This is a genomic window from Desulfovulcanus sp. (assembly GCF_982781345.1).
In genome coordinates this window covers 1-12,817 of sequence record NZ_CEYAEZ010000010.1, presented here as the reverse complement: position 1 = coordinate 12,817, position 12,817 = coordinate 1, and the positions used below count along the sequence as shown (strand labels likewise).

Genomic DNA, 12,817 nt, shown 5'->3' with positions numbered 1-12,817 from the left:
TAACAGCAGTAATGAAAACCGAGTTTGTTCGGCATACACGCCGCTATAGGCCCCTTCAGGGCCCTCTAAAGCCTTCGCCTGAATGCGAGGGATTTCCCCCATACATACCCCGAAGGGGTCTCATCTTGGCGTATTTTTTAAGCCAAACCACATTTCCATCCTTGTAAGAATATATTTATTCGTCTTTCAATCTGTAAAAATTATCAAAATAAAGGCTAGTCATTATGTATTTTGACTTTTCAGTATTCTTTAAATACTTTCCTTACTTTTTACCTGCAGCACTAATGACCCTTGAAGTGACTGTACTAGGTATTTTACTTGGTTTAATTCTTGGACTTGGCACTGCTTTTGCCCGTATATCAAAAAGTATAATTTTCAGCATGCCCGCCAAAGCATATATTTACCTTATTCGAGGTACTCCTCTTTTACTTCAATTATTGTTTATATATTATGGAATGAGAAGAGTGCTTGGTCTTGAAGCTATTACATCTGCAGTTCTAGCTTTAGGTATTCACAACGGAGCGTATATTGCGGAGATTTTTCGGGGTGCCATCTTATCCATTTCAAATGGACAAATGGAAGCAGCTCGTTCTTTAGGTATGACTCACGCCAGGGCGATGGTACGTATAATTTTACCTCAAGCCTTTAAAAGGGCCGTACCTCCGCTTGGAAATCAATTCATTATCGCTTTGAAAGATTCCTCTTTGGCCAGTACAATCACCATTAATGAACTTTTGCTCAAATCACAGCAGTTGGCATCATCGAATTTCATGATGATGGAAATGTTGTCTATAGCTGCATTCTTTTATCTCTTGTACACTGGACTTTTTTCTTGGCTTTTTCACAAGATAGAAACTCGTCTGAACGTAAGTAACTAAATCATGATGCCTATGCAAAAAGTAAATTTTTTGTGAATAGACGCTCCAATTATTATTACATGCTTTGAGACCTATCTTAGTTGTGACTCGTTATGTCATCATTAGTGAAAATCCAGGAATTAATATAGTCAGAAAGTTAGAGATGCGATTTTTTACGTTCGCATCAAGTCAAGGAGGAAGAAAATGATTAGGGTACAAAATTTACATAAATGGTTTGGAAAACACCATGTATTAAAAGGCTTAGACCTGGAGGTCGAGAAGTCTGATGTTGTGGTTATAATCGGTCCAAGTGGCTCTGGAAAAAGCACTTTTTTGCGTTGCATTAATTTTTTGGAGCCTTTCCAAAAAGGTATTGTTGAAATAAATGGTCAGGTTATCGAGAATGATGAGAAAATGATTAATGCCATGCGTACAAAAGTCGGAATGGTTTTTCAGCATTTTAATCTATTCCCTCACATGACCGTACTTGGTAATGTTATAGAAGGGCCTACCCAAGTAAAAAAAATACCTAAGGCCCAGGCAATAGAGCTAGGGAGGTATTATTTGGATAAAGTTGGCCTCAGCGAGAAGGAAAAAGTATACCCAAGTAAGCTTTCTGGAGGACAGAAGCAGCGAGTAGCCATAGCAAGATCCTTGGCTATGGAGCCTGCTGTTATGCTTTTTGACGAACCCACATCCGCTTTGGACCCGGAGCTTGTGGGTGAGGTGTTGAAGGTCATGCGTGACCTTGCTGAAGAGGGGATGACAATGATCGTGGTTACACATGAAATGGGTTTTGCCCGTGAAGTTGCTGATACAGTGATCTTTATCGACGAAGGTGAAATCGTGGAACAGGGCCCTCCCTCTGAAATCTTTGAATCACCCAAGGAAAAACGCACCCGGGAGTTTTTAAGCCAAATCTTATAATTATAAGCAATGGAGAAGGAAAAATGAGAAAAATATATACAGATCAACAACAAAAAATTGCAGAGAAGATTAATAAGGAGAGTAATAAATCTAATTGGACAGATTGGAAATGGCATCTGACTCATTCAATCAAAGATATTGATACAGTCGAAAAACTTTTGGAGATTTCCTTTGGCGAAGATGAAAAGAAACAGTACGAAAAAACAGTTGAGAAATTTCCTCTTTCGATAACTCCTTATTACCTTTCTCTTATCGATGTGGAGGACTATGCCAATGACCCTATTTTCAGGCAGGCTTTTCCATCCCCACGGGAGTTGGAAATTGGAAAATATGACATGGCCGACCCTTTGCACGAGGATAAGGATAGCCCGGTGCAAGGAATTACCCATCGCTATCCGGACAGAGTGCTTTTTCATGTAAGCAATACCTGTGCTATGTATTGCCGTCATTGTACCAGAAAACGCAAGGTGGGAGATAGCGATTACGTGCCCGGACGAAAAGAGTTGCAAAAGGGGATAGATTATATTGCAAATACACCAGAGGTGAGGGACGTGCTTCTCTCCGGTGGAGATCCATTGATGCTCCCTGATAAGCAAATCGACTGGCTTCTGACAGAGATCCAGCGAATTCCACATGTGGAAGTTGTTCGAATTGGGACCAGAATACCTGTGGTGTTACCCTATAGGATTACGGACGATTTGGTGGATATATTAAAAAAACACACTCCGGTGTGGATTAATACTCACTTTAACCACCCGCGAGAAATTACCCAATCATCCAGGCGGGCCCTGGCAAAACTTGCTGACGCAGGTATACCGCTAGGTAATCAGACCGTACTTTTGGCAGGTGTAAACGATTGCCCTCGATTGATAAAGAAACTCGTTCACAAGTTGGTTCAAAATCGAGTAAGGCCTTATTATATGTATCAATGCGACCTGTCTGAAGGACTTTCCCATTTTCGTACCCCCGTGGGCAAAGGAATAGAAATTATTGAGAGTCTTGTGGGGCATACCAGCGGTTTTGCAGTGCCAACCTATGTTATTGATGCACCAGGTGGCGGAGGTAAAATTCCGATCATGCCCAATTACATTATCTCCTGGGGGATCAATACGGTGGTCTTACGTAATTATGAAGGTGTTATTACCACCTACACGGAGCCAAAACATTTCAAAACAACAGATTGCAACCTGGATTGTGAAAGCTGTAATCTGCAGCTTAAGTTTGATGACGCTAAGGAACATAAGGCTATTGGGATTGAAAAGCTTATCTCTGATTGGGACGAGACATGTAGCCTCATTCCGGAAAATAATGAAAGAATAATGCGGAGAAGCCATGACGGTTGATCAAATATCAACTATTGGAAAGTCACTTGTTCATCATGGTCCTTTGAGCAACCGAGTCTATCTTATCAAGCTAACTCAAGAGGATCTTCCTTGGATAGTTGATGAGATAGACAGACTTGCCAAGAAGAGAGGATACACAAAAATTATTGCCAAAGTACCAGATTATGCGAAAGATACTTTTTTAGAATTTGGCTTTCTAGCGGAGGCCTTTGTGCCACGTTTTTATTGTGGCCAGAAAGATATTTACTTTATGGGTAAGTATTTTGCCAAACATAGAAAAATACCTCGGGATGAGGAAAGGATAAACGAAGTTTTGAAAACGGCACAGGCTAGATCAAGAGAGGCTCATGGTAAACCTATTCCCTCTAAGTTCTACTGTACTTTGATGCGAGAAAAAGATGCTGATGAGATGTCTAAGCTGTACAAACAAGTCTTTGCCACATATCCATTTCCCATTTTTGACCCAAATTATATTCGGGAGACAATGCACAGCAATGTGCGTTATTATGGGATAAGAGACGGCCAGAAGCTTGTTGCACTATCCTCTGCTGAAATGGATATGTCTGGCAAAAATGCTGAGATGACGGATTTTGCTACACTTCCACAATATCGGGGCAAGGGCTTTGCCCGGTTTCTCCTTCAATATATGGAAAGAGAAATACACAAGTTTGATATAAAGACAGCATTTACTATTGCCAGGTCTGTGTCCTTTGGGATGAATATAGCCTTTGCCAAATCAGGTTATGATTTTGGGGGTACATTGGTGAACAATACTAATATTGCCGGTACCCTGGAGAGCATGAATGTGTGGTATAAACATCTTGCATCAGTATGAAACTATTTTATTACACTCCTTCCTTTGCTGAAAACAAGAATATTGGACTTTATATTTGGAGAGAAAATTTCAATAGGCGATGAAGGTTATGTGAAATAAATAACTAAAGGTTTAGGGTTGATTTTTTGTGAAAGAGGTTTATTATGAAAATACACACTCAAGGTTAAGAGTAAATTTTAAGTGAAGTACGGAGGGAGGGTAAAATGGAAATAGGGTTATTTTTCACAGGACTTATTTTAACTTCTTGTTTCTTTAGTATAGTTACAAGATCCTGGAAGTTTATTCAAAAACGTCTTGCTGCATATAATCAAGAATACAAGGATGATTGGTATTACTTCTTCAAAAGATCAGCTCTGACTGGAAAAGACTAAAAAATTAGGAAATACTTTTTGAACTTTTGGAGCAAATAGGATTGACGTTATTAAAGTAGCCGATTTATTTCGAAGTTATAGTATGTACACTATTATGCTGCTCTAATGCTCAAAGTCGCTCTGACATTTTCTGTAAGTCTTTAGTTATCTGCCTATTAGTAAATTCTTCAATTTTCCAAATAAACGTGTAATTGTTTTGTAACTTAGTAGAGAGTCTATTGTGTGGAAGTGTCTTTATTGGAACTAAACCAGTAGCATCTTGTCCGAAGAGAATTCTTCACCCCTTAGATCATAGAACCTTGCTAAAAGATCGTTCACCGTGAGATTTTGTTTCTCTTCTCCCTGAATGTCCAGGATGATTTCTCCTCTGTGGAGCATAATCAAGCGGTTTCCAAGGCGTAAGGCCTGGTTCATATTGTGGGTGACCATCAGGGTCGTCAGGTGCTGGGTGTTAACAATTTCTTCTGTCAGTTCCAGGATCTGTTGCGCGGTTTTAGGATCCAGGGCTGCTGTATGCTCGTCCAGGAGAAGTAACTCAGGCCTGACCATGGTGGCCATGAGCATGGTCAGTGCCTGTCGTTGGCCGCCTGACAGTAGCCCAACTTTGTCCTGCAATCTTTCTTCCAGACCGAGTCCAATTTTCTTCAGTTGTTCCCGGAACAGTTCTCTGTCCCTATCCTTTACGCCAAGGCTTAGTGTACGTGGCTTGCCCCTTCTAAGGGCAAGGGCCATGTTTTGTTCAATACTCATGGATGCACAGGTCCCAAGTAAGGGATCTTGAAAGACACGACCAATAAATTTGGCTCGCTTGTATTCTGGCCATTGGGTGATGTCTTGATTATCGAGAACTATCTTTCCATGGTCCGGAAAAAAACTTCCTGCTAGGCAGTTGAGCAGGGTGGATTTCCCGGCTCCATTGGAGCCGATAATAGTGATAAAATCCCCTTTGTTTATCTGTAGGTCTATATTGTTCAGGGCCAGAACTTGATTGATGCTTCCCCGATGAAAGTATTTGGTGATGTTTTTAAGGACTATCATTTTTTGATTAATCTTTTTTTGAGCTGTGGGGTGGTCAGAGACAGTACGACTAAGATAGCTGTGATCAGGTTGAGATCACTTGGGGCAAAGGAAAAATTGCCCAATTTAAGTCCCAAGGCAAGGGCAATGGCCAAACGGTAGATAATTGAACCGATCAGGGCCGCAAAACAGGCTCGTGGAATGGATTTGCTTCCAAACACGGTTTCTCCGACTATGACCGAGGCAAGACCAGCTACAATGGTGCCAACCCCCATATTAACATCGGCTGCACCCTGGTTTTGAGCTATGAGAGCCCCGCTTAGAGCAACGAGGGCGTTGGAAAGTCCTACACCAAGGATTATGATCGAATGCGTGTTCACTCCCTGGCTGGTGATCATCTTCGGGTTGTCTCCGGTAGCGAGCATGGTTTGGCCGAGTTCGGTATACATGAATAGGATGATAAGCAGAGTGATTGAGATGGAAATTACCCCAAAGATTATAGGGGCGGCCAGATATCCGGGGATTCCCATGGAGATAAACGGATCCAGGATAGTGTTTACTCCAAGTAAGGAAACATTGGGACCATCCATAATACGGATATTTATGGAATAGAGGGAAATCATTGTCAGGATAGATGCCAAAAGGTGCAGAATTTTCAGCTTGGTGTTCAGGATGGCTGTGACCATTCCGGCGAGAAACCCTGCACCCATTGCTAGAGCCAGGGAGAAAAAAGGGTTTACTCCATGGGTAATAGCAACAGCAGAGATCGAAGCTCCCAGGGGGAGGCTCCCGTCAACTGTCAGATCCGGAAAGTCCAGAATCCTAAAGGTCAGGTAGACCCCCAGGACCATTATTCCATAAACAAAGCCTTGTTCAATGGCTCCGATAAATGCGTACCAGGTCATATTAAATTAGTGTTGGGTGGTTGTGGTTAATGTTAGGTTCCCTAAATTATGGTAAAAACTATAAAGGGGCGAAGTGCTGTTCGCCCCTAGTGTTTTTTATGATTTTTTATGGACTCTCTTACTCGTAAATCTTATCAGCTGCTTTCAATATTTCTTCTGGCACTTTTACGTTCATTTTTTTAGCAGCTTTTAGGTTTAAATGAAGCTTGAGCTCCTTTTGTGTTTCAACAGGTGTTTCACCTGGGATAGCCCCCATAAAGATACGCTTGGCCATGGCACCGGTCTGGCGACCATGTTGATAATAATCAAAACCCATGGCTGCAACAGCACCCCGGGCCACGGAATCCACATCACCGGCAAACAGAGGGATTTTGTTCTCGATGCAGACTTTGACAACTGATTCTATTGCGGAGATAACTGTATTGTCTGTGGGGATATAAATAGCATCTACGCGACCAACAAGCCCTTTGGCTGCCTGGTAGACCTCACTGGTTTTAGAGGCAGTGGCTTCCTCTACCTTGAAACCCATTTTTTGGGCTTGTTCGTGGATGAGACGAACGAGGGTTTTGGAGTTGGCTTCACCGGAATTATAAATAACCCCGAGTCGCTTAAGATTAGGGTAGAATATCTTAACCATTTTCAGATGTTGGTCTATAGGTAATAGATCCGAAACACCGGTGATGTTTTTGCCTGGCCGGTTCAGGTCTTTTACCAGTCCTGCTCCTACAGGGTCTGTTATGGCCGAGAACAAGAGTGGGGTGTTTTGCAGCTTGGGAGATTTTTTGATGGCTTGTGCACAGGCCTGGGCAGACGGAGTGGCAATGGCCAAAACCAAATCCGGATCTTCATCTGCAATCTGCTGAGCAATCTGATTGGCTGTCGCCATGTTGCCCTGGGCATTATGGATATTATATTTTACCTTGATATTTTGTTCCTTGAGGTAGTCTTGAAACCCTTTGAGAACGGCATCCAGGGCGGGGTGTTCCACGAACTGGTTAACAGAAATAGTGTACGTTCTGGCCTGGGCCAGGGATGGTGAGGCAAGAATTAAGACTAAAGTGAGTAATACCAGTATTTTTTTCATATCTATCTCCTTTATTATGAAAAAGTTGACTTGCTAGTTCGCTTCCTCAAGCGAGCGAACTAGCAATATCTACAACAGATTTTTAAAAGCGTAAACCTGTTAAATTAGGGGGGATATAAATGGTTTAAGTGATTAACAGCTTGTAATTTTAACATTTTTATCTGGTGGCAACGTAGAAGCGAAGTGCTGTTCGTCCCAAGTAGTTTTTTATGATTCTTTACGGACTCTCTTACTCGTAGACCTTATCAGCCGGTTTCAAGATTTCTCCAGGCGCTTTTACGTTTATTTTTTTAGCAGCTTTTAGGTTTAAATGGAGCTTGACTGGGTGCATCCGATGGCTACACTTTGGTTGAGTAGTTGAATAGGTGAGTGGTTGACTAGGTAGGATGGTCAGCGGATATGGGATTCCGTAGTAGAATTTTTCCCTGATTGTCGCCGGATTCTCGATTATTATCACAGCACAAGTATCTGCCAGGTTTGATTCCTTAATCATGACAAAATTTTGCTAAAAGGAACAAAAAAAAGAAAACAATCAACAGCTGCAGTGCCAAAATTAAGGCTTCTCAAAAATCTGTGTTGCGGATGTGTCCACCTGACTTCCTTTTGCTTTTCATCAGGTTTTTCGCTTGGGACTGCTCCCATAACTATATGTTTGGCCAAGGCTTCGATCTAGCGACCTTGTAGGTACTAATCAAAAGCCGTTTGTAATGCATTTCAGAAACCAAGACTTTCAATCAGCGCTTAAGATAGGGTTTGGCCACAGGCTCAGAAGCCGAGGCTAAGCCGCTATCTCTTCTTTCGTATTGAAGTACTGTTGCGTTTTGCTTGGTTATGTGCCCAAGATTTTGTAACCGCCAGACTGCAATACCTGTCGCCCAAATAATATCTTGACCGCTCAATTTCAAGTATTCAGCAACTGCATGCAAGCTGGAGTGCCTTAGCAAATTCTTGCGGTAGCCGTAACCGGCATGCTTACTGCCTAAAAGCTCCATCATTAATTTTTCTAATTCGAATACCATGCTTTTCCATATAAGAACGAAGTCTTATAGCATGATCTTTGTCATCTTTATTCAACTTCTGAAAAATTTTAATAACTTGTGTATCTGCTTTTTTCTCCATGAAGTGCTGAAAATGGATTTCTCCAGCTGATTGTTCAAATTCAAGAGCTATATTAAAAGCTTCTTCTCTTGATGGAGGAGTGTCTAGATATTTTCTGGTAAGTGTAACTGCTTTCTTGTTAGCTTCCCTCAGTTTTTGAAGTGATGAAGACAGCAATTCTACAGGAAATTTGCCTATAGGGGCAAAACTTTCTTTCCCTGCCCGTATTAAGGCAGCATGGGTCTTTTCTTCGATCACCAATTGCCACCAGAAATCAGCATCCTCTGGGAATGTAGCATGGAATATACTGTATAGTTTAGCAACATTATGCTCAAGTTGAATGGATTCATCAATGAGAAGAGAAAATTCTTCTTGCATCTTACCCCCTTTCTATGGTTGGAGACTCAGCCCTTTGAATTACATCCAGGTTGCATAACTATCTGGATGTAATTTACTTTTTTTGGGTACCGGATACAATTTTAAACAGCCATTTTTGGTGGAAGCGGCGCTGGATTAGATTAGTTTGTCAAGGTGTCCGGACTAGGTCAAGGGAGAAGTTTTTTAAAGCATAGATTCTTCTTTCAGCTTTATGCGGTATGAGTCATGGACCATGCCATCCAGGACTGCATCAGCCATGGTTGGATATTTGTAATGGCTATGCCAATTCGATAGGGGGGACAAAAATTATGTGCAAATTCGCATCATTTTTTGTCTTTAAAAATAGAAGGATAAAAAAGTAGCTTGGGATAAGTTTGTAGAAGCTTGAGGTAATAAAAAAGGGTTTAGGTAATTTTACCTAAACCCTTTTATCGTCTTTTTTGGCGTCCCCAGGGGGATTTGAACCCCCGTTACCGGCGTGAAAGGCATGATATTATAAAAGATTAAAAGGAAAAAGTCTAACATTTCCGATGGTTAACTGAAAGAGCCGAAGTGAACCTTCTCTAAAATTTTACACTTCTCAACGTCTTTTTCACCTCGTTTCCAACCTTTTTCCAACCTAAATTTCACAATATTTTCTCCTTATCCATATCGTCCAGTTTTCGCTCAAGCTCTCTTTTTTTGACCAAAGCCATCCTCATGGCCTCAAAGATTTTAGTTGTCTGCTCAATGGTTAGATGTTCTTCATCAAATTTTTGGCATAGACCAATTCGCAATGCGTGAAGAGCCTGAATTTTCATGTCATCAGGATGCATTGCCAGAAGATTATCCTATTTAGCATTTGTTTCGGGATTATGGGATTGGTTGACCTCATCTGTCTGGGGCTGTTGGATGTGGCTCAAGAAGCAAAATTCACTAAGTATCATCCTGCTCAATTTCAACTTATTCTCTTTTTACTTATATATTTTCTTTTTTGTAAAGGCATTAGTATTTGATTTTGTGAAAAGAGTAATTTATTTCTAAGTTTATGACAGTTAAAGAAATAGAAAAACTTGTTCGGGCAGGTGAATCTGATATTCTAGAATTCAAGAAATCCACGGCTCAACTACGTAGAGCGGCTGAAACTCTTTGTGGGATGCTTAACGGCAATGGTGGCTGTGTCCTGATTGGCGTTACTCCGAACGGTCGTATTCTCGGACAGGAGATTTCAGATAAAACCATGCGAGAGGTGGCAGAAATACAGAGTCATTTTGAACCTCCCGCTACTATTTTACAAAATCGCATTAATATTGGGGCTGGAAAAGAAGTTCTGGTATTAAAAGCTATTCCCAATCCAGAGTCGCGTCCGTATGTATTTGATGGTCGTCCCTATCAACGGGTGAGTTCAACAACTTCTGTTATGCCTCAAGAAAGCTATCAACAACTCCTAATTGAACGGACACACAGCCGAACCCGCTGGGAAAATCAGTCAGCAGAAGACTATGCTATTTCTGACCTGGATCATGAAGAAATTCTTCGTACAGTGCGACTTGGTATTGCTGCTGGCCGCCTGCCTGAATCCAGCGAAAAGAATGTTGCTGATATTTTGCGGCGATTAGGATTGTTGAGAGAAACCAGACTCAATAATGCTGCTGTTGTTCTGTTTGGTACAAGGTTCATGCCTGATTATCCCCAATGTCAGCTGCGTATGGCCAGATTTCGGGGTATCGATAAATCGGAATTTTTAGATCAGCGTCAAATAGAAGGTCATGCTTTTTTTCTGCTTAAAGAAGCAATGTTGTTTCTTCGCCGTCATCTGCCTGTGGCTGGCCGTATCGTGCCCGGCCTTTTTGAACGAGAAGATGAACCTCTTTTCCCATTGGAAGCATTGAGAGAGGCATTGGTTAATGCCTTTTGTCATCGCGACTACACTTCTATTGGCGGTGCGGTCAGTCTGGCCATTTTTGATGATCGTTTGGAAATATGGAGCGACGGAACTTTGCCGTTTGGCTTGAAGCCTGAAGATTTGAAGAGGGAGCATCCATCCAGGCCACGCAATCCGCTGATTGCCAAAATTTTTTATCTTCGAGGCATTATTGAGCGCTGGGGCCGTGGCACTCAGAAAATCGTTGAACTTTGTGTCAAAGCCGGACACCCTGAACCTGAATTTGGAGAGCAAGCAGGAGCGGTGTGGGTGAGATTTCTGCCAAGCGGCTACATTGCGCCGCATAGGATAGCCCATGATCTGACAGAACGGCAGCGGACTATCCTGCAGGTGCTTGCCACATCGCCTTATCTTGCATTTCGCGAAATACGTGAAGCTATTAATAATCCTCCGCCAGACAGAACCTTACGGGAAGACCTTATTCATCTCAAACGTTTGGGCTTGATAGAATTAAAAGGATTCGGACGGGGAGCCGTTTGGTGCATGAAAAGAAGGGCTGAATAAGGCAAAAATAAGGCAAGAATAAGGCGGCCTAATTTCGCCTTATTTTTTTTGAAAAACTGGGAATCGAATATGGAGAGGAAGAATGAATACAGGAAAAAGGCATAATATTACAAAAGATTGAAAGGAAAAAGCTTAACATTTCCAATAGTTATCCAAAAGAGCCGAAGCGAACCTTTTTAAAATTCCTCACTTCTTAATGCCTTTTCCAACCCTTTTCCCAACCTGTTTACAGTGCCTTTTTTTTGTTCATTGCATCCATCTGGCGCTCGAGTTCTCTTTTTTTGACCAAAGCCATCCTCATGGCCTCAAAGATATTTGTCGCCTGTTCAATAGACAGATGTCCTTCATCTACCTTCTGACAAAGACCAACCCTGAGTGCATGGAGAGCCTGTATCTCCATGTCATCTGGATGTTTGGCTAACAGTCTATCCCACTCAGCATTTGCTTCAGGATCGTGGCAGTAGTTGATCTCATCTGTTGCGGATTGGGTGCAGGCCAAAAGGCAAAACAAAAAGAACGTCAATAAAAATTTCATAAAAATAAAGAGTATTAACCTTTTTTTATTTTAGCTTTTTTAAAAATCTCTAGTAGCTCTTTCAAAAGATTATTATTTTCTTCCAAAAGCTTTATCATTTTCTTTTGATATTCAAAGGACTTATCTACTGCTTTTAATGCTTCTGCTTGTTTTTTATAGCTTTTTATAGATATGAACATAACACCTAAAAATAAGAATAAAAAAAATAGCAAAGGAATTAAGCTTTCCATTTTTATCTCCCAAATCTTTATTTTCGCCTCCATTTCCACGGCGGCACTGGATTAGGATCACTCCAAAGGCCCCGCCTTAATTTCCTGGCCTCAGATTCAGCCTGCAACCATCTCTTACAGAGCCTTCTGGAAGTACAGTAACGCCGATAAACCCAGGCGTAATTGTTTTGATACCAGTTCATGGTTCAGACATTTATTCCCGAAATATAAAATTGCTACTGTCCGGTTATATCTATCTTGGGTGATAGATTTAACTTCAAGTTCTTTATTGCCTACAAGACTGGCCGTGAACATCTTGGCTGCCTTGCCAAAAGCCTGCCGCTTTTCGGGGGTATCTATACCATAGAGGCGAATTTTGACTTGCTGCTTCTTGTTATTCAGGACAACTATCCTATCGCCATCCAGCACACGAACTACTTTACCAGGCCAGGCAAAGGCCAGATTTGTAAAACAAAATAACAATAAAATGAGTATAAAAAATATCTTTCTAGTCACCATTTTCCATTTAATTGACTTAAAATTAAAAATAAATTACTTTTTTTACAAAATCAAATAAAAATTCCCTTTAAAAGGGGAAAAATGTAGATCAGGAAAGAAAAAAGTTGAAATTAGGCAGAACATTAATATTTTGTGCATTTTGCTTTTTGTCTTGCAGTTCGCAATTACAAACGAACTTAGTCAAAACTTAATCAGTTAATGCGGCATCTTTCTTGGCACAGAGGGGGAAACAACATTAATGATAATGACAACGTTATTCGTCTACGGCACCCTCAAGCGGGGCTACTGGAACCACGACCGGTTCTGCCGGG

17 protein-coding genes are annotated in these 12,817 nt (G+C 41.3%); 6 read left to right on the top strand and 11 right to left on the bottom strand.

Features of this window, described 5'->3' with window-relative positions:
* Positions 1-224 precede the first annotated feature (224 nt).
* The 5 genes from AC3WVG_RS02850 to AC3WVG_RS02830 all read left to right on the top strand — a co-directional run bounded on the left by AC3WVG_RS02850 (position 225) and on the right by AC3WVG_RS02830 (position 4,333).
* Positions 225-878 carry an amino acid ABC transporter permease gene (locus AC3WVG_RS02850; protein ID WP_488796668.1) on the top strand — a complete coding sequence of 218 codons (654 nt, stop codon included), beginning with the start codon at positions 225-227 and terminating at the stop codon, positions 876-878.
* A gap of 183 nt (positions 879-1,061) precedes the next feature.
* Positions 1,062-1,784, top strand: coding sequence for an amino acid ABC transporter ATP-binding protein (locus AC3WVG_RS02845; protein WP_488796667.1), 723 nt, complete (start codon positions 1,062-1,064; stop codon positions 1,782-1,784).
* Between the two features lie 23 nt (positions 1,785-1,807).
* Positions 1,808-3,127, top strand: a complete 1,320-nt coding sequence (gene kamA / locus AC3WVG_RS02840; RefSeq protein ID WP_488796666.1) for a lysine 2,3-aminomutase — start codon at positions 1,808-1,810, stop codon at positions 3,125-3,127.
* Positions 3,117-3,962: a putative beta-lysine N-acetyltransferase gene (gene ablB, locus AC3WVG_RS02835; protein WP_488796665.1), complete on the top strand. Its 846-nt coding sequence runs from the start codon at positions 3,117-3,119 to the stop codon at positions 3,960-3,962. Before kamA ends, ablB begins: the two co-directional genes overlap by 11 nt.
* Positions 3,963-4,165: 203 nt before the next feature.
* The gene (locus AC3WVG_RS02830; protein ID WP_488796664.1) at positions 4,166-4,333 is read left to right on the top strand and encodes a hypothetical protein; all 168 of its coding nucleotides are present in this window, start codon (positions 4,166-4,168) and stop codon (positions 4,331-4,333) included.
* Between the two features lie 243 nt (positions 4,334-4,576).
* Here the strand turns inward: AC3WVG_RS02830 and AC3WVG_RS02825 are convergent, their stop codons facing one another.
* The 7 genes from AC3WVG_RS02825 to AC3WVG_RS02795 all read right to left on the bottom strand — a co-directional run bounded on the left by AC3WVG_RS02825 (position 4,577) and on the right by AC3WVG_RS02795 (position 9,630).
* Positions 4,577-5,371 carry an ABC transporter ATP-binding protein gene (locus AC3WVG_RS02825; protein ID WP_488796663.1) on the bottom strand — a complete coding sequence of 265 codons (795 nt, stop codon included), beginning with the start codon at positions 5,369-5,371 and terminating at the stop codon, positions 4,577-4,579.
* A complete protein-coding gene (locus AC3WVG_RS02820) occupies positions 5,368-6,255 on the bottom strand; it encodes an ABC transporter permease (protein WP_488796662.1) in 888 nt (295 codons plus the stop codon). The genes AC3WVG_RS02825 and AC3WVG_RS02820 overlap by 4 nt, the downstream gene beginning before the upstream one ends.
* Positions 6,256-6,373: 118 nt before the next feature.
* A complete protein-coding gene (locus AC3WVG_RS02815; RefSeq protein WP_488796661.1) occupies positions 6,374-7,339 on the bottom strand; it encodes an ABC transporter substrate-binding protein in 966 nt (321 codons plus the stop codon).
* 734 nt (positions 7,340-8,073) lie between these two features.
* A complete protein-coding gene (locus AC3WVG_RS02810) occupies positions 8,074-8,358 on the bottom strand; it encodes a hypothetical protein (RefSeq protein ID WP_488796660.1) in 285 nt (94 codons plus the stop codon).
* Positions 8,312-8,815, bottom strand: a complete 504-nt coding sequence (locus AC3WVG_RS02805; protein WP_488796659.1) for a hypothetical protein — start codon at positions 8,813-8,815, stop codon at positions 8,312-8,314. Before AC3WVG_RS02805 ends, AC3WVG_RS02810 begins: the two co-directional genes overlap by 47 nt.
* 183 nt (positions 8,816-8,998) lie before the next feature.
* Entirely contained in the window at positions 8,999-9,118 is a 120-nt protein-coding gene (locus AC3WVG_RS02800; protein ID WP_488796658.1) for an ATP-binding protein, read from the bottom strand.
* A gap of 323 nt (positions 9,119-9,441) precedes the next feature.
* Complete coding sequence (locus AC3WVG_RS02795; protein WP_488796657.1) at positions 9,442-9,630, bottom strand: hypothetical protein; 189 nt, start codon at positions 9,628-9,630, stop codon at positions 9,442-9,444.
* 212 nt (positions 9,631-9,842) lie between these two features.
* Between AC3WVG_RS02795 and AC3WVG_RS02790 the strand changes: the two genes are divergently transcribed.
* The gene (locus AC3WVG_RS02790) at positions 9,843-11,243 is read left to right on the top strand and encodes an ATP-binding protein (protein WP_488796656.1); all 1,401 of its coding nucleotides are present in this window, start codon (positions 9,843-9,845) and stop codon (positions 11,241-11,243) included.
* Between the two features lie 226 nt (positions 11,244-11,469).
* On the opposite strand, the gene AC3WVG_RS02785 is transcribed toward AC3WVG_RS02790, so the two are convergent.
* Genes AC3WVG_RS02785 through AC3WVG_RS02770 form a run of 4 tightly spaced genes read right to left on the bottom strand, consistent with a single transcriptional unit; the run spans position 11,470 to position 12,506 of the window.
* Complete coding sequence (locus AC3WVG_RS02785; protein WP_488796655.1) at positions 11,470-11,754, bottom strand: hypothetical protein; 285 nt, start codon at positions 11,752-11,754, stop codon at positions 11,470-11,472.
* A gap of 38 nt (positions 11,755-11,792) precedes the next feature.
* On the bottom strand, positions 11,793-12,008 hold the full coding sequence (locus AC3WVG_RS02780) for a hypothetical protein (protein ID WP_488796654.1): 216 nt from the start codon (positions 12,006-12,008) through the stop codon (positions 11,793-11,795).
* A 17-nt stretch (positions 12,009-12,025) separates the two neighbouring features.
* Complete coding sequence (locus tag AC3WVG_RS02775) at positions 12,026-12,190, bottom strand: thermonuclease family protein (RefSeq protein WP_488796653.1); 165 nt, start codon at positions 12,188-12,190, stop codon at positions 12,026-12,028.
* Positions 12,123-12,506, bottom strand: coding sequence for a thermonuclease family protein (locus tag AC3WVG_RS02770; protein ID WP_488796652.1), 384 nt, complete (start codon positions 12,504-12,506; stop codon positions 12,123-12,125). The genes AC3WVG_RS02775 and AC3WVG_RS02770 overlap by 68 nt, the downstream gene beginning before the upstream one ends.
* Between the last annotated feature and the right edge of the window lie 311 nt (positions 12,507-12,817).

What these genes read in the sequence shown, in the direction of transcription:
- AC3WVG_RS02825 (WP_488796663.1), bottom strand. Translation starts at nt 5,371, where the DNA reads ATGATAGTCCTTAAAAACATCACCAAATACTTTCATCGGGGAAGCATC.
- AC3WVG_RS02830 (WP_488796664.1), top strand. Translation starts at nt 4,166, where the DNA reads ATGGAAATAGGGTTATTTTTCACAGGACTTATTTTAACTTCTTGTTTC.
- AC3WVG_RS02850 (WP_488796668.1), top strand. Translation starts at nt 225, where the DNA reads ATGTATTTTGACTTTTCAGTATTCTTTAAATACTTTCCTTACTTTTTA.
- AC3WVG_RS02780 (WP_488796654.1), bottom strand. Translation starts at nt 12,008, where the DNA reads ATGGAAAGCTTAATTCCTTTGCTATTTTTTTTATTCTTATTTTTAGGT.
- AC3WVG_RS02775 (WP_488796653.1), bottom strand. Translation starts at nt 12,190, where the DNA reads ATGAACTGGTATCAAAACAATTACGCCTGGGTTTATCGGCGTTACTGT.
- AC3WVG_RS02790 (WP_488796656.1), top strand. Translation starts at nt 9,843, where the DNA reads ATGACAGTTAAAGAAATAGAAAAACTTGTTCGGGCAGGTGAATCTGAT.
- AC3WVG_RS02815 (WP_488796661.1), bottom strand. Translation starts at nt 7,339, where the DNA reads ATGAAAAAAATACTGGTATTACTCACTTTAGTCTTAATTCTTGCCTCA.
- AC3WVG_RS02820 (WP_488796662.1), bottom strand. Translation starts at nt 6,255, where the DNA reads ATGACCTGGTACGCATTTATCGGAGCCATTGAACAAGGCTTTGTTTAT.
- AC3WVG_RS02770 (WP_488796652.1), bottom strand. Translation starts at nt 12,506, where the DNA reads ATGGTGACTAGAAAGATATTTTTTATACTCATTTTATTGTTATTTTGT.
- AC3WVG_RS02810 (WP_488796660.1), bottom strand. Translation starts at nt 8,358, where the DNA reads ATGGTATTCGAATTAGAAAAATTAATGATGGAGCTTTTAGGCAGTAAG.
- ablB (WP_488796665.1), top strand. Translation starts at nt 3,117, where the DNA reads ATGACGGTTGATCAAATATCAACTATTGGAAAGTCACTTGTTCATCAT.
- AC3WVG_RS02805 (WP_488796659.1), bottom strand. Translation starts at nt 8,815, where the DNA reads ATGCAAGAAGAATTTTCTCTTCTCATTGATGAATCCATTCAACTTGAG.
- kamA (WP_488796666.1), top strand. Translation starts at nt 1,808, where the DNA reads ATGAGAAAAATATATACAGATCAACAACAAAAAATTGCAGAGAAGATT.
- AC3WVG_RS02795 (WP_488796657.1), bottom strand. Translation starts at nt 9,630, where the DNA reads ATGCATCCTGATGACATGAAAATTCAGGCTCTTCACGCATTGCGAATT.
- AC3WVG_RS02845 (WP_488796667.1), top strand. Translation starts at nt 1,062, where the DNA reads ATGATTAGGGTACAAAATTTACATAAATGGTTTGGAAAACACCATGTA.